At 66.4% G+C, this 19,855-nt stretch carries 16 protein-coding genes and 1 pseudogene; 6 read left to right on the forward strand and 11 right to left on the reverse strand.

Annotated features, from left to right (window positions below):
- Positions 1–44: 44 nt before the first annotated feature.
- The 9 genes from J2848_RS33335 to J2848_RS33375 form a co-directional block, all read right to left on the reverse strand.
- Positions 45–1,394 carry a methyl-accepting chemotaxis protein gene (locus J2848_RS33335; protein WP_149235040.1) on the reverse strand — a complete coding sequence of 450 codons (1,350 nt, stop codon included), beginning with the start codon at positions 1,392–1,394 and terminating at the stop codon, positions 45–47.
- Positions 1,395–1,474: 80 nt separating this feature from the next.
- A complete protein-coding gene (locus tag J2848_RS33340; protein ID WP_149235039.1) occupies positions 1,475–3,064 on the reverse strand; it encodes a bifunctional 3-(3-hydroxy-phenyl)propionate/3-hydroxycinnamic acid hydroxylase in 1,590 nt (529 codons plus the stop codon).
- On the reverse strand, positions 3,061–3,933 hold the full coding sequence (locus J2848_RS33345) for a fumarylacetoacetate hydrolase family protein (RefSeq protein WP_149235038.1): 873 nt from the start codon (positions 3,931–3,933) through the stop codon (positions 3,061–3,063). Before J2848_RS33345 ends, J2848_RS33340 begins: the two co-directional genes overlap by 4 nt.
- A 48-nt stretch (positions 3,934–3,981) precedes the next feature.
- Positions 3,982–4,890 (reverse strand): VOC family protein, encoded by a 909-nt coding sequence (locus J2848_RS33350; RefSeq protein WP_149235037.1) that lies wholly within the window; start codon positions 4,888–4,890, stop codon positions 3,982–3,984.
- Positions 4,887–5,960, reverse strand: a complete 1,074-nt coding sequence (locus J2848_RS33355; protein ID WP_246194414.1) for an amidohydrolase family protein — start codon at positions 5,958–5,960, stop codon at positions 4,887–4,889. The genes J2848_RS33350 and J2848_RS33355 overlap by 4 nt, the downstream gene beginning before the upstream one ends.
- Positions 5,926–6,366: a GlcG/HbpS family heme-binding protein gene (locus tag J2848_RS33360; protein ID WP_149235036.1), complete on the reverse strand. Its 441-nt coding sequence runs from the start codon at positions 6,364–6,366 to the stop codon at positions 5,926–5,928. Before J2848_RS33360 ends, J2848_RS33355 begins: the two co-directional genes overlap by 35 nt.
- 46 nt (positions 6,367–6,412) lie before the next feature.
- Positions 6,413–7,327: a SphA family protein gene (locus J2848_RS33365; protein WP_149235035.1), complete on the reverse strand. Its 915-nt coding sequence runs from the start codon at positions 7,325–7,327 to the stop codon at positions 6,413–6,415.
- A 99-nt stretch (positions 7,328–7,426) separates the two neighbouring features.
- Positions 7,427–8,083, reverse strand: coding sequence for a glutathione S-transferase family protein (locus J2848_RS33370; RefSeq protein WP_149235034.1), 657 nt, complete (start codon positions 8,081–8,083; stop codon positions 7,427–7,429).
- Positions 8,084–8,115: 32 nt separating this feature from the next.
- Positions 8,116–9,270 (reverse strand): MFS transporter, encoded by a 1,155-nt coding sequence (locus tag J2848_RS33375; RefSeq protein ID WP_149235033.1) that lies wholly within the window; start codon positions 9,268–9,270, stop codon positions 8,116–8,118.
- A 453-nt stretch (positions 9,271–9,723) separates the two neighbouring features.
- Here J2848_RS33375 and J2848_RS33380 point away from each other — a divergent pair, with 453 nt between their 5' ends.
- The 5 genes from J2848_RS33380 to J2848_RS33400 all read left to right on the forward strand — a co-directional run bounded on the left by J2848_RS33380 (position 9,724) and on the right by J2848_RS33400 (position 16,511).
- A complete protein-coding gene (locus tag J2848_RS33380; RefSeq protein ID WP_149235032.1) occupies positions 9,724–11,175 on the forward strand; it encodes a TetR/AcrR family transcriptional regulator in 1,452 nt (483 codons plus the stop codon).
- Between the two features lie 170 nt (positions 11,176–11,345).
- Positions 11,346–12,821: a carotenoid oxygenase family protein gene (locus J2848_RS33385; RefSeq protein ID WP_149235031.1), complete on the forward strand. Its 1,476-nt coding sequence runs from the start codon at positions 11,346–11,348 to the stop codon at positions 12,819–12,821.
- A 133-nt stretch (positions 12,822–12,954) separates the two neighbouring features.
- A complete protein-coding gene (locus tag J2848_RS33390; protein WP_149235030.1) occupies positions 12,955–14,400 on the forward strand; it encodes an aldehyde dehydrogenase in 1,446 nt (481 codons plus the stop codon).
- Between the two features lie 42 nt (positions 14,401–14,442).
- Complete coding sequence (locus J2848_RS33395) at positions 14,443–15,480, forward strand: aromatic ring-hydroxylating dioxygenase subunit alpha (protein WP_149235029.1); 1,038 nt, start codon at positions 14,443–14,445, stop codon at positions 15,478–15,480.
- A 68-nt stretch (positions 15,481–15,548) separates the two neighbouring features.
- Positions 15,549–16,511, forward strand: a complete 963-nt coding sequence (locus J2848_RS33400; RefSeq protein ID WP_149235028.1) for a PDR/VanB family oxidoreductase — start codon at positions 15,549–15,551, stop codon at positions 16,509–16,511.
- Between the two features lie 404 nt (positions 16,512–16,915).
- On the opposite strand, the gene J2848_RS33405 is transcribed toward J2848_RS33400, so the two are convergent.
- On the reverse strand, positions 16,916–18,022 hold the full coding sequence (locus J2848_RS33405) for a PDZ domain-containing protein (protein WP_170307274.1): 1,107 nt from the start codon (positions 18,020–18,022) through the stop codon (positions 16,916–16,918).
- Positions 18,023–18,346: 324 nt separating this feature from the next.
- Between J2848_RS33405 and J2848_RS33410 the strand changes: the two genes are divergently transcribed.
- Positions 18,347–19,384, forward strand: coding sequence for a hypothetical protein (locus J2848_RS33410; protein WP_149235026.1), 1,038 nt, complete (start codon positions 18,347–18,349; stop codon positions 19,382–19,384).
- A 231-nt stretch (positions 19,385–19,615) separates the two neighbouring features.
- On the opposite strand, the pseudogene J2848_RS33415 reads toward J2848_RS33410, so the two are convergent.
- A pseudogene (locus tag J2848_RS33415) lies at positions 19,616–19,855 on the reverse strand (hypothetical protein); the annotation flags it as partial.

Genomic DNA, 19,855 nt, shown 5'->3' on the forward strand with positions numbered 1-19,855 from the left:
AAACCATGTGTGGAGCGCCCCAGAACCACCGATCCAGGGCGAGATCACGCCCGGATCCGCTCCAGCAACAATGAGGTCTTGGTTTCGAGATCCGCGCTGTCATCCTTCAGACGGACGATGCAGGCCTGAAGCCTGTTGACGTCCTCATCGGTAGACCGGACCATTGCGCCGATGGTCGCCGCAGCTTTGAAGACGTGCCTGCTTGAGTCCGCAGCCCGGTCCAGATTGGCCGAGATCCCCCGCACGACGGCCGATTGTTCCTCCACAGCCGTGGCGATCGAGGCGGCCGCCATTCGAGCGCCGTCGACCACGTCGACGACGGACCGGACGGCAGCGCCCGTTCTCCGCGTCTGATCGTTGACCGTCGCAATCACCTGGGCGATGCGGTCCGTCGTGATGGCGGTCTGTCCGGCCAGTGCCTTGACCTCCGACGCCACGACGGCAAATCCACGTCCCGCGGCCCCGGACCGCGATGCTTCAATGGCGGCGTTCAGCGCCAGAACATTCGTCTGGGTCGCGACAGCCCGAATGGCGTTCACCGCGCTGCTGATTTCCCTGAGATTCTCCATCAGGATGTCCGTCGCCGCTCCCGCCGAACGGGCAGCCCCCAGCACGGCATCGACGGCGGCATCAACGAGTCCGGCCTTCCCGCCGATGTCCCGAATGGTCTCCGACAATGCCTGGACCGTCCGCGCACACGCGTCGGCGTCCTCGTGGGCTTCGCGGGAGACGGCCTCCACACCCGCGGCTTCAGCAACCGTGCTTTCGGTGCGACGATGCAAAGCCCCGGCAAAATCCGACAGGGTGTCCACCGCCCCACCCAGCGATCCGATCATGCGCAGGGTGGTGGCCTCCAGCCCGTCGGCCAGCGACCGGGTCTGCTGCATGGCTTCCAGCTTCAGCCGATCGCCGTAGCGACGGACGATGGCGCCGCGATCGATCGTTGAGTAGATGTTCAGAATCTCCACCAGCAGGGTCTGTTTCGCGGTCCGACGGCGGAACAGGTCCATTCCGAATGCGCCGATGGCGTTCAGGGCACCGGTGTAGGCGTCGGTGGTGTAGGGGAAAGGGTCGAGTTCCAGACGCCGCAACGCCGCCAATATGCCGTCATGACTGTCGTCCAGCCACGAACTCAACACGTCCCCCGACCACAGGCGGGTGAAGGAAATCCGCTGACATTCCCGGATCCGGTCGGCGGCGGCAGGAAACTCCCCCATCGCCGCCGACGGGACCGCCGGCGCCAGTCCCCTGACCATCTGATCGACGATGCGGTCGACCTGCCCTTCGAAAGGTTTGCCGAACTCCCGCAGAAGCTCCCGGTGGCGATCGGTTATTCCCAAGGCCTTCGCCCGCGCCTCCAGGCGATGGTCCGTGTGTCTTTGAGGGTGTTCCATGGTCTCGCTCGATCGGAATGACGTCACGGGGACAAGGCGCCTCTCCCGTCCATGGACCGGCGGCCGTCAGCCATCAGCTGTCAGCCGTCAATCCGCGCCGGAAAGCCGTTCACCTGCCGCAGCAGATCGTCCGCGGTCGCGGCCACGCCGTAGACGTAATGGTCCGGACGCAGGATCGCGGCGACGCAGCCATGCCGGCGGAACCAACCCGCCACGACGCCGTCCGCCTCCTGCAAGGCATCCTGTGGCGGACCGGCATCCCGGTCGGCCACAATGCCGACGAAACGCGGCGCAAGGCGTTCCATCACGGCTGCCGGAAGCTTCGGCGACGGCAAGGCCAGGGCATCGAACACGATGCGCCAGCCGCTGCCGCAAAGCTCATCCATCCGGACCGGCTCGGGACCGCCGACGATCCACGGCTGCGGAAAGAGAGTCCCGTTCGCCGGGTGGGCGTCCGGCGATATCAGCCCGCTCTCCAGCGCCGGCTGGATGTTCTGCCGCGGTTCGCTGCGGATCGCGCCGCCGCTGGCGGCGATCAGACGGGCATCGCGTTCGCGGGCCTTCGCAACGTCGCGTTCGCAGATGAGGGCGCCGATCTCCTTGAGCCGTCCGGTCAGACGCCGGACATGATGGCCACGTTCGGTGCCATAACTGTCGAGCAGCCGGTCGTCGGCCTGCCCGGCCAGCACGGCGCGCAGCTTCCAGGCCAGATTGGCGACGTCCCGCACTCCCTGACACATGCCCTGCCCGAGAAAGGGCGGCTGCTGGTGCGCCGCATCGCCGGCCACGAAGACCCGCCCGCGCCGCCAGTCCTGCGCCACGAGCGCATGGAACCGGTAGCTGGCCTGTCTCCAGAGCTGGCCGTCCTCGGGCGTCAGCCAGCGTGACAGCAGCCCCCAGGTTGCCGCCTCGGTCGCCATCTCCCTGGGATCCTCGCCGGGCAAAAGCGAGATTTCCCAACGCCGATGGTTCTTCGGGCCGATCACGTAGGTGCAGGGCCGTTGCGGTTCGCAATATTGGATGCTGACGGACGGCAGCTTCGCCAGCCCCCGTTCGTTGACCAGCACGTCGACGACCAGCCACGGCTCGTCGAAGATCAAATCCTCCAGTTCGATCCCGACAAGCCGGCGCGCCGTGCTGGAGGCGCCGTCGCAGGCGATCACATAACGCGCCCGCACCCGGTGGACGGTGCCGTCGTCACCGGTCAGGTCCAACGCCACCGGCTCCTCTTGCCGATCAATATTCTGGTGGAGATCGATCAGCTCGCAGCCGAGGGCGACCTCCACGGTCTTCCGGCCCCGCGCCGCTTCGCGCAGAATCGCTTCCACCGGCGGCTGGGTGAACACCAGTGACGGGGGATGGGCAAGGGGATAGGGTGGATCGACCATTGTAAAGCGTTTGATGAGATCACCGTCGACGCCGTAATACTCCGACGGCGTGAAGGGGGCCGCCCAGGCCGACACCGCGTCGGCGACCCCGATCTGCTGGAACACGCGCATGATTTCATGGTCCAGCGCGATCGCCCGCGGCTTGTCGTAAACCTCGCGCTGGCGGTCGCAGACGAAGACCGTCAGGCCATACTGGCCCAGCAGGTTGGCCGCCACCGCGCCGGAGGGGCCGAAGCCGACGATGGCGACGTCGTAAACCGCGCTTGTATGACCTCCACTCATCGGGCCGGCTCCTGTTCGTCACGGATGGCGGTGGCCAGCAGCCCGATGCCGTCGATCTCGACCTCGACACGGTCGCCGTCGCGCATCCAGACCGGCGGGTTCCGCGCAAAGCCGACGCCGGCCGGCGTGCCCATGACGATCACGTCGCCCGGCTCCAGCGTCAGGCATTCGGTCAAAATCGCTATGGTTTCCGCCACCCCCCAGATCATCGAGGCGGTGTTGGCGTCCTGCATCACCTCGCCGTTCAGCCGGCACTGGATCCGCAGACCAGCCGCGCCGGGCGGCACTTCGTCGGCGGTGACGAGATGCGGCCCGAAGGCGCCGGTTCCGTCGAAATTCTTGCCGATTGTCCATTGCGGGGTCCGCTTCTGGTAATCGCGCACCGAGATGTCGTTGAAGCAGGCATAGCCAAACACATGCTCCAGTGCCCGTTCGACCGGAACATGGCGGCCGGACCTGCCGATGACCACCGCGAGTTCGGCTTCGTAATCGAGCTTCTCCGACACCCGTGGACGGATGCCCGGCTCGTCGGCGGCGATCAGCGAGGTGGCGCCGCGCAGGAAGAACCAGGGGTAATCGGGCTTCTCCCGGCCGCCCTCCTTGGCATGATCGAAATAATTGAGGCCGAGACAGACGATCTTGCCGGGACGGGGAACCACCGGCGCGAGTTTCAGGCCGGAGGCTGCGATGCGGGGGGCGTCCGAAGCCAAGGCGGCTTCCCCCGCAGCCACGAGATCGGCTCCGGAGGCGAGCGCTTCGGTCAGATCGGCCGGGATGTCCGGCCGCACAGCGTTCAGGTCGATCACGGCATCGCCGTCCAGCACGCCAATCCGTGTGGTCGCGGCGGAACGGAAGGAAACGAATTTCATGGTGAGAGGTTCTCTGTCGGAGTTGGGAGAAGACGTGGCGAAGGTCGGTCAGAAGGCGGCAGCCGGCATGAAACGGATCGCCTGCTGGGCCTCCTTGATCGCCGGCGTCGGCGGCTGACCGATGCCCCATTGGTCGATCCGCCCCGGCGGCCAGGTCCAATCCTCCGGCCCGCCGGTGGGATAGCTGTCGTCGACCTGGAGCACCTCGGCCGTGTATTCGATGACCACGCCGAACGGGCCGACGAAATAGTTGAAAGCGTTGTTGCCCGGTCCGTGACGGCCCGGCCCCCATCCGACAGGATAGCCGGCATCCTTCATGCGCCCCCCGCCCCGCATCACGGACTCGAGGTCGGGCATCAGGAAGGCGATGTGGTTCAGGCTGTCGCGGTCCGAATCGCCGAAGGCGACGCAGTGATGGTCGCTGCCGCAACGCAGAAAGGCCATCATCCGCGTACGATCGGACAACGTGAAGCCGAGAGCGCGTTCGAAGAAGGCCTGGGACCGGGAAACGTCGTGGCTGTTGAGCACCACATGGGCAAGGCGGACCGGGCGGTCGGGAACGGCAGCAGTATCGACATCATGCTCCGCGTCGCCATGGACGAAGCGGAAGATGCGCCCGTCCTGGTCGGCGATGATCAGGGCCACGCCGCCTCCGGGTTCGGTGACCGGCGCCACCGGTCGAAGGACGCGCCCACCGGCCCCGACCGTCCGTTCGGCCAGCACAGGCAGGGCGTCGGCACTGCGTGCCCGGAAGGTGACGTTGCGGATTTCCGTCTGCTCTCCCGGATGCAGGGCCAGGAGATGATGGGCCGGGCCGGTACCCCGCAGATAGACCGCGCCGTCCTGCCGGTCCGCCACGGCGAGGTTCCACACCTCGGTATAGAACTCCGCCGCAAGGTCGGGATCGGGCACGTTCAGCGCCACGCTGCGCAGCGCGGCGACATGAGGCGATGTCATGGGAATGTCCTTTGAGCAAGACCCAGAAAGCGCTCGGCATTGCGATGGCGCAGCTGAGCCATCGTGTCCGCGTCGAAGCCGGCGGCGTCCAGACTGGCCAGCGGGGTGGAATCCTGGAAATTGAAGGGGTGGTCGGTGCCGATCATCAGTTGCGATGCGCCGAACAAACCGGTCAGATGGCGGAGTGTCGCCGCGTCGAAGACGAGGGTGTCGAAGAACAGCTTGCGGGCCTGTTCCGCGGGTGATGTGTGGAGGCTGTCGCGCAAGGCCGGAAACACCTGCCGCGCCCTCTCGAGCCGGGGCAGCAGTGATCCGAGCGTCCCGCCGCCATGGCTGAAGGCCATGCGCAGATCGGGGTGCCGGTCGAGCAATCCCGCGGTCAGCACCGACGCCGCTGCCAGCCCGACATCGCTGGGATAGCCCAGCACCTGCTGCAGCGGCGCGGGTCCGACCAGCCGGTCCATCCCGGTCGGGCGGACGGCATGGACGAACACCGCCGCACCGAGGGCTTCGCACGCCTCGAAGAAGGGATCGAACCGCTGGTCGCCGATCGGGACGCCGTTCACGTTGCTGCCGATCTCCACCCCGGCGAAGCCCAGCCGGGCCACCGCATGCTCCAGCTCCGCGATGGCGAGGTCGATGTCCTGCAACGGAACCGCGCCCAGCCCGATCAGGACACCATCGGCGCGTGACACCATGTCGGCGATCTGCTCGTTGATGTAGCGCAGCAGCTGATGGGCATCCCGCGGGTCCAGCCAGTAGGACAGCAGTTCCGGCATCGGCGAGACGGCCTGAAGGGCAAGGCCCATGTGCTTCAGGTCGCCGATCCGCTTGCCGGCATCCCAACAGCGGTCCGACACGGTGCGGTAAATCCCGCCGTCGATCATCACATGACGGTGGCAGGCGTGCGCCGCGGCCATCGACGGCCAATGCGCCGGCACCCGGCTTCCCAGATAGGCCGGAAAATGCTCCGGCACGACATGGGCGTGGACGTCGATGCCTCCGCCGGCATGGCATGAACAGGTCGCCGCCCGCTCAGCCATGGCACAGCCCGGCGGCTTCGATGCCATGGATGCAAATCTCCTCGTCCTCGTCGCCGGTGCCGCCGCTGGCGCCGGCCGCCCCGAGGATCCGTCCGTCCGGATGCCTGATCAGAACCGCGCCGGTCTGCGGCAGGAAGCGGCCCTGCGCCGTGGCGGCCAGGGAGACGAAGAAGTTCGGGTTGTCCGCCGCGCGCTGCCCCAGAAGGCGGCTCGACGCGCCCATGCCCACCGAGGCCCACGCCTTGCCGATGGCGATGTCGACGCGGAACATGCTGGCGCCATCCTCCCTTTGGATCGCTTTGACATGTCCGGCCTCATCCAGCACCGCCACCGCCATCGCCCGGTAACCCAGCCGCCGCGACTGGGCGAGCGCTTCCGCGATGATCCGGTTGGCGAGATCGAGGGTCAGGGTGGTTGGCAACGAGTCCGTCATCGGTTTCTCCCACGGAAAATATCTGTCATTGGAGTTTTGGATGTCCTCAGAAGGTCCACCCGCTGCGCAGGGCCAGGCTGGTGCCTTGCGTGTGGCTTTCCGCCCCGAAATCCTGGAGCAGGGTTCCCTGAAGCGTGAACGGGAAGCCGCGGCGCATGAAGTTGACGCTGAGACCGGCGGAATAGACGCGCGACCGGACGGTGGAGGTCAGGCTGGCCGCACTGTCATCCTGGATCTGCTGATAGAGCACCCCGACCGGACCGACGGTGAAGTCACCGAAATGCTGGCCCAGCGCCGCTTCTATCTTCAGTTCGGTGCCGGTGTGGTAATGGGTGGTCGGGTTGGTCGTGTTGAAATCGACCCGAACCATCGACGACGCCTCGAAGCCCGACGGCGAGATGTAGGTCACCGCGGCATGCGGGCCGAAGGTCCAGTAATTGTTCCCCGGATTGAACAGCGTGTGGGTGGAATAGGAGCCGACCGGAGGCTGGATCGCGACGCCGGTGTTCACGAACACATCGTCGAAATGCCATTGCAGCAGGAACGGCTCGATCGTGGTGTCGGCGAATCCGGTTTTGGCGTCATGCAGCCCCATCGTGCCCCGCGGCGCATGAACGTCGAAACCGCCGTTGATGGTCTCGATCGGCTGGGCGATCAGGAAACCCCATTTCGCCCCCAGGATCTCGATGTCCGTCATCCGGATATAGGAGGGGGTGGTGACGTTCACGAACTGGCCGAAATTGTTGTCGATCTTGTGTCCGGACTGATCGTGCAGGGATGAATTGTAGGCGAAGACCGAACGCAGCCCGAAGGTTCCTCCCGGCGTCGTCGGCGGGAGCATGCCGGAACCGAAGAAAAGAATGCCGGTGGGGCTGGACCATTGAAAATTCTCGGTCGCCCAGGCCGATCCGGCGGACATCATCGTCAGGCTGACGAGAGCAGCCTTCACCCATTTCAGCATCGAGGTGTCTCCTTCCCTTGAAGTCGCTCATCGGCCGTCGTTGAGTGCGGCCATTCTTTGTGGTGGCGCGGCGTCGCGGAATCGGCGCCGCAGGACGGGTCAGACGAAGCTGGCAAGCATCCGCTCGGCCGGGGGGCGCGGAACCGTGAAGCGGATCGGCTTCCAGTCGGCCGCCGCCGGACGCTCCAGACAGCTCTCCAGCCAGGCTTCCATGTGCGGGTAGTCGCCGATCCCGATGCCGGCCAGCGGCACCAGGGACATCAGGGCGGCGATGTTGAGGTCGGCCACGGTGAACCGGTCACCCAACACGTGCGACCGCTGGGCGAGATGGGCCTCCAGCACACGGAAGGGACGGTCGAGCCGGGCGATCATCTGCTGGAACTCCGCCGGATCGCGGTCCGCCTCGGCGAACAGGAAGCGGTTGCAGGCCGCCAGCAGCAGCGGCTTTTCCACCTCGGTCACCGCCCAGAAGCTCCACTGGGTCGCCTGCCCCTCTTCCCACAGATCGGCCGGGGCCAGCGTTCCGCCGAATTTGCGGGCCAGATAGAGATTGATTGCCAGGGATTCGAAGATCGCCCGTCCGTCATCGACCAGCACCGGCACCCGTCCGTTGGGATTGATGCGCAGGAACTCCGCGCTGCGGGTGCCGCCATGCAGGAAATCCGTCGGTTCGTGACGGAAGGGAACCTCCAGTTCCTTCAGCATCCACATCACGCGGTGCGCGCGCGAAGCCGGCGCTCCATAGAGGGTCAGCATCAGATCGTTTCCTTGCTTTCTTAAGGGTTTTCTCAGGCGTCTTCGCGGGGAATGGGGCGAAGCCGGGCGATCAGTGCAAGGCAGGCGCCGCCCAGCGCGCCCAGCACGCAACCCGCCAGGGCCAGGCTGTCGTATCCGAAGCCGTTGGCGAGTGTGCCGCCCAGGATCGGACCGATGGCGGCCCCCACCATCAGCATGGCCGGCGTCGATGCCGCGGTCCGGCCGCTTGGGTCCAGGGTCGCGATCAGGGCGAAGATGAAGATGTGGCCGAAGATGACCAGCCACACGAAAGCGATGGCGCAGACGGCATAAGGCAGGAAATCGGGCATCAGCACCGCCGCGGCACCACAGGCCGCATGCAGCGGCACGGCGCAGATCGAGACCGCCAGATGCGACAGGCGCCGTTCGAGCACCGCCGCCACCAGCGGCGCCGTCAGATTGACGAAGCCGCTGACCAGCAGAACGAGGCCGATCCGGTCCCCGCCGAAGCCATGGGCGACGCCGATGCGCTCGATGAAGCCGAAGATCATGGCCTGGGTGGTGGCCAGACAGGCAACTCCCAGGAACACCAGCATGCGGACGGACAGCGGCGCGACCGGTGCCGTCACTTTGCCGCCGGCCCCGCCACTCTGCCCGCTTGTGGCGGGGCCGGCGCGATGGCGGGGAAAGGCCAGGGCCGCAGCGGCCGCGGCCACCGTCTGCAGACCGCCAAGGACCAGGAACAGCGCCTTCACGCCCTGGGTCTCCAGGGCGGCCGGCACCGTGGCGAAGAACAGGATGGCAAACAGGGCCGTGCCCAGGTTGCCCAGCCCGAAGAACCGATGGGGGTTCAGGCTGCGGGCCATCGCACCATGGGTCATCGACAGCCCCCATCCGGCCCCGATCCCGGCGGCTAGATGCAGAGCGGCCATGGCAGCCAACCCGTCGACGGCCATCAGACCGAAGAAGGATGCAGCCCCCAGCAGGAAGCCCACGGTCGCCGTCATCCGGTTGTTTATGGTGCCGAGGCGAGGCGATACCATCAGGCTTCCGCCGAAAACGCCGAGGATGTAGGCCGTTACCAGCATGCCTGCCTGCTGGGCATCGAGATTTCGGCTCTGCATCAGCGAACCGACCCAGAGCGGCAGCGCCACCAGGTCGACCATGCCGCCGACATTGCAGATGATCAGCGCCAGGCTGCCGCTCAACGGATAACCCAAGGCGCCCGCTGGTTTCCCGGCTTTGTCTGGTCCTGCTTTGTCGGGGAGGTGCGGCAATGTCGCGGCTTCCGATGTGTGCATGTGCGTGATTCTCCCCTCGCGCGCCCATCGGAACGACGGGGCGACGGAAATAGGCCTCGCCAGTTCGGTGGTGGCCGATTGACGGAAAGGCCGATTGGCGGTGTGGTCGAGCGCGGTTGGTTTGGCTGGAAATCCTGAAGAAGCGCATTGCCTGCGCCGGCGACGCGAAGCGTTGCTCTCCGTCCATCCGGACGAACGCCCCACCTTTTCACCGACGCTTGGAGGTGGCAGGCTCCACGGCTGTTGGGCCATTGTGGAGTCGATGTGGCGGGCGTCCGGCGCTCCGCATCATGCTTCAGTTACGAATGGTTCGTGCTAGAAACACTGCACGATCTGGAAAATAGAGTCAATATTCTAAAAATGACGATCCGCAAATTGCCGTCCGCCCCCTCCCTGGACACCCCACCGTCTCCTCCCGCCCAGCGCCGTCCGAAGCAGGACCGCAGCAGGCGGTCGCTGGAAAGGATGCTCCAGGCGGCAGAGGCGATCATCGCCACGCAAGGCGTCGATGCCCTGACCGTGGCTGCGCTTCTGCACGATTCCCAGGTTTCCAACGGCACTTTCTACGCCCGGTTTTCAGGGAAGGAGGCTCTGGTCCACGCCGTCCTCGACCGCGCGCTCGACCGGATGGAACAGGCGATGGACACCGAATGCGCCCGGCTGGAAGGGGCGGACATCTCCCTGTCCCAGGCGATCAGCACCGTCACGGCCACGCTGGGACGCCAGTTCCGCGAGAGCGCCGGTCTCTTCGCATCGCTCATGCATCTCAGTCCGAACGACGTCGCCATGCAGGAGCGGGCGCTCCAGACCCACCGGCGCATCGAGACGATGATCCAGCGTACCATCGAGCCGCGGCTGCCGCCGGCGAACCGGCCGCGGGCGGGCCGCATGATCGCCATGGCCCATCACGTCCTGTTCGCCGTGCTGTCGGAACGCATCACCGCCCGGCAGGAGGCGCTCAGCAAGCATCATGAAAGCTGGGACGATATGCAGGACGAGTTGTCGACCCTGCTGATCCGCTATCTCGCGGACACTGGCGGCGCAGACGCCGGCGACGGGGAAGCTGCCCTGGCCGAAGGCTGGCCACCGCCGGGCGACGGCAACGCAGCGGACGCGCCGCCGCGATCCTGGATGCCGGCCGAGCGGAGCCGGGAGGAGGACGGAGACGAGGAGGATGGCGGCACCGGCCGCAGGCTGAGCGCCTATTCCCAGCGCAAGCTCGACCAGATTCTGACGGCGGCCCGGACGCTGTTCACCCGCCACGGCTATGGCACGACCAGCATGGTGCAGGTCGCAGCGGAGGCGAAGGTCGGCAAGGCGACGGTCTATTCCCATTTCGCCACCAAGGCGGATCTGTTCGCGGCCGTGGTGGCCGCCGAATCGCGCAGCCGGCTCACCGAACTGGCGCCCCGCCCCGGCGACGACGTGGCGGAGACCCTGCGCCGCTTCGCCCGTCAGGCCTTCGAGCTTCTGCTGAACCCCAGCACCACGTCGAAGCTGCGGATGATCGCCGCCGAAGCCGAACGCTTTCCGGAACTGGGGGAAATCTTCTATGCGGCAGGCCCGGCCCAATTGCAGGCGGCCCTCAGCGGCTTCCTCGCCGATGCGATGGAGCGCGGCGTTCTGCGCCGTGAGGTGCCTCAGCTGGCCGCCGGCCACTTCCTCGCCCTGATCTGCGGCGAGCTGCGCGTCCGGGAACTGGTGGGCACCGCGGCGGCGATCCCGCCGGCCGGCCGCGACCAGGTGCTGACCTCCGGCGTGGATGCCTTCCTGCGGGCCTACCGCCCCGGCGAGGGAAAAAATCAGAACTGAACAGTATGGTTCAGTTTTTTGTTGACGCACCCAGCAAACCGCGCAATCCTCCCTTCCACGATCGGTCCGCGACGCTCCGCCTGCGCAACAGTCCGGTGTTTTCAGTCCGGTGTTCTCACGACGGCGGCGCGCGGATCCGACACGATCTTCCGAAAATCGGGGAGGACCCCATGACCGTTGCCCACGCGGCCGAAGACGGCCTGCGTTTTCCGGATTCGCTGGTTTTCCGCGGCTATGCGGCACCCGTCCGCATCGAAGGGGATGTGTACGACCTGGAGGTGATCGGCCGCATTCCCGAAGGGCTGAACGGCGCCTATGTGCGGGCCAGCGCCGACCATGCCTATCCGCCGCTGCATGGCAAGGACATCTTCCTGAACGGCGACGGCATGATCCATCTGCTGCGCTTCGAGAATGGCCATGCCGATCTGAAGACGCGCTATGTGCAGACCGAAAAACTGAAGCGCGAGCGGGCCGCACGCCGGGCATTGTTCGGCCATTACCGCAACCCTTTCACCGATGATCCGAGCGTGGCCGGCGTCGATTCCAACACCGCCAACACGTCGGTTCTCTGGCATGGCGGACGGCTGTTCGCCCTGAAGGAGGCCGCGTTGCCCATGCAGCTCGACCCCCGCACGCTGGAAACGCTGGGGCCGTGGAACTTCAACGGCAAACTGACGGGCCGGACCTTCACCGCCCACCCGAAGATCGACCCAAAGACCGGCGAACTGATCGCCTTCTCCTACAACACCTCGGGACAGGCGTCGAAGGAGATCGACCTGCACTGGATCTCTCCCGACGGCGAGCTTGTCCGGCAGGAAACCTTCGAGGCGCCCTACCCGTCGATGGTGCACGACTGCCTGGTTTCGCCGAACTACATCGCCTTCACCATTTGCCCGATGCTGTGCGACTGGGAGCGGGTGAAACGTGGAGAACCCTATTTCGTCTGGGATCCGAGCCTGCCGGTCATGGTCGCCGTCATTCCGCGCAAGGAAGGCGTGAAGGGCATCCGCTGGTTCCGCAGCCCGATCATCGGCATGGAAACCCACACCATCAACGCCTGGGAGGATGGCAGCGTCCTGCATCTGGACCATTTCTTCACCCGGTCGGGCTGGCTGTCGCAATTCCCCCATGCCAGCGATCCCGACGCCCATGAACTGCCGCCCTTTGCCGAACGCTGGAGCGTCGATCTGGCATCCGCCGACGACAGCGTGTCCATCGAACGGCTGAACGAACAGGTCGGCGAAATGCCGGTCATCGACCCCCGCTATCTCGGGCAGAAGACGCGGCGCTTCTTCTTCGGAACGGCCAATCCGGCGCTCGGCCCCATGCTGGACTGGGGACCGAAGGGCCCCCCCTTCACCTGCCTGTGCCGGGCCGATCTGGAGACGGGCGAACTCGACTATTATTATGCGGGCCCGGACTCCTCGCCCGAAGAACCGCTGTTCGTGCCCAAGAGCGCGGATGCGCCGGAAAACGACGGCTGGCTGATCTGCGTCGTCGGGCGGCGGGCGGAAAACCGCACCGATGTGGTGATCCTGGATGCCTGCGATCTGGCCGCCGGCCCGGTCGCGACCATCCGTCTGCCCTGCCGCATCCACGAGGGCTTCCACGGCACCTGGCTGCCGCCGCAGGCGGTCGGCCTCTGACGCCGCCTCCCGACCGCCCGCTCCACCCGGCCTTGCCAGTCCAACCTCCCTGATTGCGGCCCTTGGCGGCCTCCCTCGCGGTCGCGGCGGGGGCTGCCGGTCCTTTGACCGCGCCATGCCCAGGACTATGTCAATGACCCTGATTCCACTCATCATCGACGGATGCGAATGCCCGGCTGCGGACGGCAGCAGCTTCGAGCGCCGGGATCCCGTCACCGGAGAGGTCGCCAGCCGTGCGGCGGCAGCCAAGCCGGCCGATGTCCAGACCGCGGTCGCGGCAGCGCAGGCGGCTTTCCGATCCTGGTCGGAAACCGGCCCTGGCGAAAGGCGGCGGCTCCTGCTGCGCGCGGCCGACCTGCTGGAAGCGCGGGAGGAGGAATTCGCCGCCGCGATGCTGACGGAGACCGGAGCCACCCGCATGTGGGCCGGTTTCAACGTCCATCTGGCGGCCGGTGTGCTGCGGGAGGCGGCAGCGCTGACCACCCAGATCACCGGGGAGGTCATCCCCTCCGACAAGCCGGGCATCCTGTCCCTTGCGGTCCGGCGGGCGGCGGGTGTCGTGCTGGGGATCGCACCATGGAACGCTCCGGTCATCCTCGCCATGCGCGCGATCGCCACGCCGCTGGCTTGCGGCAACACGGTCATTCTCCGCTCCTCGGAACTCTGCCCGTCCACCCACCATCTGGTCGGCCGCATCCTCAACGAGGCCGGCTTTCCGCCGGGCGTGGTGACGGTTCTGTCGAACGCCCCGGCCGATGCGCCCGCCGTGGTCGAGGCGCTGATCGCCCATCCCGCGGTGCGGCGGGTGAACTTCACCGGATCGACGGGGGTCGGCCGGATCATCGCCAGGCTGGCGGCCGAGCATCTGAAACCCGCGCTGCTGGAGTTGGGCGGCAAGGCTCCGCTGATCGTGCTGGACGACGCGGATCTGGATCAGGCGGTCGATGCCGCCATTTTCGGCGCCTTCATGAACCAGGGCCAGATCTGCATGTCCACCGACCGTTTCATCGTGGACGAGTCAGTGGCGGACGGCTTCGTGGCGAAACTCTCGGAACGGGCCGGCAAACTGTCGGCCGGCGATCCGCGCGAGCCGGTACTGCTCGGCTCGCTCATCGATCCGTCGGCCGCCGACCGGATGGAGACGCTGATCGCCGACGCCGTCGGCAAGGGCGCGCAGCTCGCCGCCGGCGGTCGGCGCAGCGGCAGCGTCGTCACTCCGACCATTCTCGATCATGTCCGGCCGGGCATGCTGGTCTATGGCGAGGAGTCCTTCGGGCCGGTGAAGCCGGTCATCCGCGCCAGGGATACGGCGGACGCCATCCGCATCGCCAACGACAGCCCTTACGGTCTTTCGGCGGCTGTGTTCGGCCGGGACACCCGTCGCGCCATGGTGGTGGCGCAGCGTCTCGACACCGGCATCTGCCATATCAACGGACCGACCGTGGCGGACGAGCCGCAAATGCCGTTCGGCGGCGTCAAGGCCAGCGGATACGGCCGTTTCGGCGGAAAGGCCGCGATTGATGCCTTCACCGAGCTGCGCTGGATCACCATCGAAGGCCCGCAGCCCTACCCGTTCTGAATGCCGCGGACAGCGTGACTGATTTCATTGGAGCACCGGAGCATGGCCTTTCTTCGCAACATCTGGTACGTCGCGGCATGGGATCACGAGGTTGCGGACGGCAGGCCTCTGGCCCGGACGCTGCTGAACGAACCCGTCGTGATGTTCCGCAGCTCTCAGGGCGTCCATGCGCTGACGGATCGCTGCCCCCATCGCTTCGCCCCGCTGCATTTGGGCAAACAGGTGGGGAATGCCCTGCAATGCCCCTATCACGGCCTCGAATTCGACGGGTCCGGGGCCTGCACCCGCAATCCCCATGGCGATGGGAGCATCCCCAAGGCCGCAAAGGTCAAATCCTATCCGATGGTGGAACAGGACAGCATCCTGTGGATCTGGATGGGCGATCCCGAGAAGGCCGATCCGACCCTGATCCCACGCTTCGAAAGCCTCGATCCGGAAAACTGGTACATCGGCAAGGACTATCTGCGGGCGCGGGCGAATTACCAGCTCGAAGTCGACAACATCATGGACTTGAGCCATATCGATTACCTGCACGCCTCGACCTTGGGAAATGGCAACGGCAAGAACGCCGAGACGACGGTGGTTCAGGATGGCAACACCGTTCATTCCCTGCGCCTGAACCGCAATGAACTGCTGTCGCCGGAACTGGAAAGGCGCAACGGCCTGCCGCCGGGGACGCCGGTCGACCGCTGGCTCGATGTGCGATGGGATCCGCCGGGTGTCATGGAACTGGTGGTCGGGAACGCGCCGACGGGATCGGAGGATCCTAGGAAGGCTCCCGGCCAGATCCGATATTTCCAGCATCTCTTCAGCCCCGAAACGGAGCATACGGCCCATTACTGGTTCGCCACGAGCCGCCGGAAGGATCTGGGTCCGGAGGGGGAGCGGATCGTCGCCGAAATGATCGTGTTCCTGCGCCAGCCGTTCGAAACCGAGGATCTGCCGATGCTGGAGGCTCAGCAACGCACGATGGGGACGGCGGATTTCTGGGAGTTGCGGCCGATTCTTCTGCCCACCGACGCGCCGGGCATCCGCGCCAGGCGCGTCCTCGATGCGATGATTAAAGCCGAACAGAAATGAGTGTCTGTCGCAAGCCCGCTTTGGCTGCCCGCCTTGCGTACGGAGACAGGAGCGAAAAAGAACCCGCCATGACCTTGAACATGCTGGTTGGGAAATTCCGCCGGGAAACGGACGACATCGTTTCGATCGAACTGGTCGATGCCGACGGGCACCCGCTGCCGGCCTTCAGCGCTGGTTCCCACATCGACGTCCACATCGGCGATGGTCTGGTCCGGCAATATTCGCTGTGCAACTCGCCGGCGGACACCGACCGTTACGTCATCGGCGTCCTGAAGGATCCGAAGTCGCGCGGCGGATCGGCCGCCCTTCACGGCATGCTGGCCGAGGGTCTGCGGCTGCGGATCGGCGAACCGCGCAACCTGTTCCCGCTCGACGAGACGGCCGACCGGACCCTGCTGTTCGCCGGTGGCATCGGCATCACCCCGATGCTGGCCATGGCCGAACGGTTGAAGATGCTGGGGCGTCGGTTCGAACTGCATTACTGGGGCCGCAGCCTGCCCAGAATGGCGTTCCTCGACCGCATCGCAGCATCGGATTTCAAGGACAATGTGCGGATCCATTGCGACGATGCGCCGGAAGACCAGAGGTTGGATCCGGACGACGTCCTTCCCAACCCGGAGGCGGGAACCCATCTGTACGTCTGTGGTCCGCAGGGCTTCATCGGCTGCGTCCTCGAACGCGCACGCACGCGCGGCTGGCTGGAGTCGCGGCTGCACAAGGAATATTTCGGCACGATTGTCAGCGATGATCCTGCCGGTGGCGGCGCCTTCACCATACGGATCGCACACACCGGCGCCATCATTCCGGTGAATCCCGGTCAGAGCGCCGTCGCTGCGTTGGCCGCGCATGGGATCGAGCTTCCCGTCTCCTGCGAGCAGGGGGTCTGCGGCACCTGCCTGACCAGGATCGTCGACGGCATTCCCGATCATCGGGATTCCTATCTCACCGACGACGAACGCGAGGCGAACGCCGTGTTCCTGCCCTGTTGCTCGCGTGCAAAATCCGAATGTCTCGTCATCGACATCCTGTGAACCGCCTCAGGTTTGTCGGAAACCATGGTCAGGCCGTTTCCAGCGACTGGGAATCGGTGCCCCGCGGGGCCGGTATCACCGGATCGGCGGCAAGTACCTGAACCGCTACGCCGCCGAGATGGCGTGGCGGGAAGACCAGCAACCGCGCACAGTTCCGCACCGTAGGCTTCCGTGCCGCCGCGTTGCCCCCGTCGGTAGATTGGTGCGGGTACTGGCAGCGCGGCCGGGAAGCATAACTGGAGCGGGCACAAAGACTCGACATAGCAGCGCATTTTTGCGTAAATTTTCCTGATCGGCCAACCATCAGGACGTTTAGGCAAGACATGTCCATCGGATCTGTCGCGTCCATTGATGAGGCTGGTGATGACGGGATTAGGGCTCCCAACGCTTTCCCCGGTTCTGTCTCACGGCGGCGGCGACCAAGCCAACTCCGTCAGTGACCTGCTCTGCCTGAGGGACTCGTACACCCTCGCGCCCTCCTCACGCTCTGTCCGGCACAACATCGTCAGGATCTCTGAGTCCGTGTTGACCGATGTGCATACCGTCGAGTCCCGGTTGCAGTTCGGTCGCGGGTGCGGCGTCAGCCATTTGCCGGGCTGAGCCTTCTGCGCCGCCAGCAGGAACGCCGCCGTCACCTTGGCGCTCTCTGCCTCGCTGCCATTGTTGCGCACCGTGAACAGTGACGAGCGCACACCGCTGGCGAGAGTGCCCGAGGTCATTAGCTGCGCCACACAGGAGCGCTCGCGCACTGACGCCGCCAGTGCCGGCGCATCAGCATACACGACGCCCGCCGGCAGCGCCGGGGTGTTGCTGGCGACGGGCCCCACGACCACCTCGCGCAATTCGCGTCCGCGCCATAGCTTCACAGTCACGCTCTGTCCGTCCGGCACCACACCCAGCACGCGGCGCATTTGCACCGGATCGCCCACCACCACACCACGGACCTCGAGAATGACGTCGCCCGACCAGATGCCCGACACATCGGCCGCTTGGCCCGGCATCAGTTCCATCACCACCAAGCCGCGTGGCGCCTCCAGCCCCACCGCCTGTGCCACTTGGGCTGTCACCGGGGCCACCGACATTCCCACCTTACCCTGCGGTTCGCTCGCCTGTACCGTTGCCGGTCCTGGCGGTGTGCCAGTTACGGCTCCGCCCATGCCTTTGGACCCAACGGTGGCGGATGGAGCCAAGGTGGAGCCCACACCCGACACCGCACCTGCACCCGTCGCCGGACAACGCTGCTCTGCCATGACTTGGCGCAACGCCTGGACATTGATCGACATTGATTGGCGGTAAGCCGGAGGCACCGACGACAGGCTATCGGTGTTCGTTTGCAGCAGTATCGCCAGTGCCTGACAGCTCGTACCCCGATAGTAGGAAGCCGTCTCCGCCACCTGCGACGCCTCCGACGGCGCGCTCACCGTACCTGCCGCGCCTATCGCCAGCCCAACCGGATCGCCCGCACAGCCCGACAGCACCGCGGCTCCCGAAGCCACCACAAGCACGGCCATCCATGTCGAGGCCCCTGTGCGAACGTGCTGCATCAAAACGGTCTCCCCATGTATCCACCAAAGGGCTTCTTGCAGAGCCTCTGATCCGGTTGGGTTTTCCGAGATGGGTTGCCCATCCCGCCCACTCCAGGATGCAGTGTGCCCGCTCGAAAATGATACGAAAAGCGGCGAAAGGCGCGTGCCGCTTCTGCCTCTCTCGTCACCCCCACGGCTCCGCCAGAACACCGAACCCGACGAGCTTATGGTCCCGCAGCACCACGCGCCGCAGCCCACGCTCCGGCGCCATCATCCCAGCAGGTGATCAGTTGCTGGATCAGCAGCGACTTGCCCAGCCCGCTGTCGCCGGAGAACAGGCACACCGTCCCACGCAGGGCGGCGCCGTCGCTCACCGCCGACCGCATCGACCTGGAGACGCGCCGCCTGGCCGTCTTGGATCGGCGCATCGACAGCCACACTCGCGAGATGGACGGGTTACGGTGGCAGATCGCCCAGACCGTCGACCCGGTCGAGCGGGCGCGCATCGCGGACGAGTTCCGGACCAAGGTCCGCGACCTTTCCCAGACCCGCACCCAGGCATCCGACATGCGCGGCCGGCTGGAGAGCATGCGCGCCGAGGCCGCACCGCCGGCACCGGGGGACCGCGTCAGCGTGACCTATGGCCGGACGGGCGAGACATACGAGGCGACCTTCGAGGGAACCCGCGGCCCCCGCACGCTGGTGCGCCGCGACGATGGCCGCCTGTTCACGCCCATCACGTCCGCCCACACCATCGAGCGCGTGCAGCAGTCGGCACCGGCAGCCAGCGCCCCGCAGCGCACCACCCAGCCCAAGGCCGCCAGCCTGTTCCAGTTCCTGACCGCCAAGGGCGGCATTCAGGACCAGGGGGGCGAGCTGCGCACCAAGGATCTGCATCGGGCGTTCGTCCCCGGCGGTGGCAAGCTGGTGCGCGCCAACGGGCTCCCGCTCGACCGGGCGCGGGAGCTGGCCGCGGAGGCGGGGTATCTGCGCCCCTCCGACCGTGGCGACCGGTTCGGCCGGACCGACGTTGCCGACCTTCTCGACACGATCGACCGGGAGGCCCGCGGCGCCAAGGTCTATCCGCTCGACGACACCGCCGACATGGCCAGCAGCCGCGCTGGGCGTGGGCAGGCCGAGGAGGAAGCGTTCCGGCTGGACGCGGCCCGGCGGGAGGTGGCGGAATACACCGATGGCGCCGGGCTGAGGATGGCTCCGGAGGAGGTGGACGGCGCGTCGCGCCTGATGATCGAGGATGGTCTCCCGGCGGACGAAGCCGTCGGCGAGATGATCGAGCGTTCCATGTGTTGCGACCGGATAGAAGTGTCAGTGGCTGGCGCAAAGTAGGGATGTCATTGGGGCGGTCTTGGGCTTTGTGTCGTTGTGGCCGGCCTTCCTCGGCCTATCTGGCATGGCTGCGTTCGGGTTCGGCTCGGCGACGCGGTCAAGCCCCGGAGCCGCTCTGCGGTGCGCCGCAGGCGCAGGGCTTGACGGCGCCGCCGATCGCCGAGCCATCATCCTGCTGCCAGAAATGCCGGCCGCACCGGGGCTTTACGGACAGAAGGCAAGCACCTGCGGTCAGTCGGCCGCGCAGGCACTGTCGGATGGTCCGCCCTGCCGCTTGCGCCGCCCCGTCTTGCGGTAGCCGTTCTTTTCGCTGTTGGTCTTCACCCGGGGCGGCGGCCGGCTCTCCTGCATCTCCTTCACCTGGGCCAGCACCGCACTCAGCCGCTTGTTCTCCACGACGTCGGCCTGGGTGACCCGCTGGTCCTTGTCGAAGGCCCGATACGACAGCACCACCCCCTTCCACCGCACCTC

It is taken from the genome of Azospirillum lipoferum, from assembly GCF_024170005.1.
Taxonomy (GTDB): Bacteria; Pseudomonadota; Alphaproteobacteria; order Azospirillales; family Azospirillaceae; genus Azospirillum; species Azospirillum lipoferum.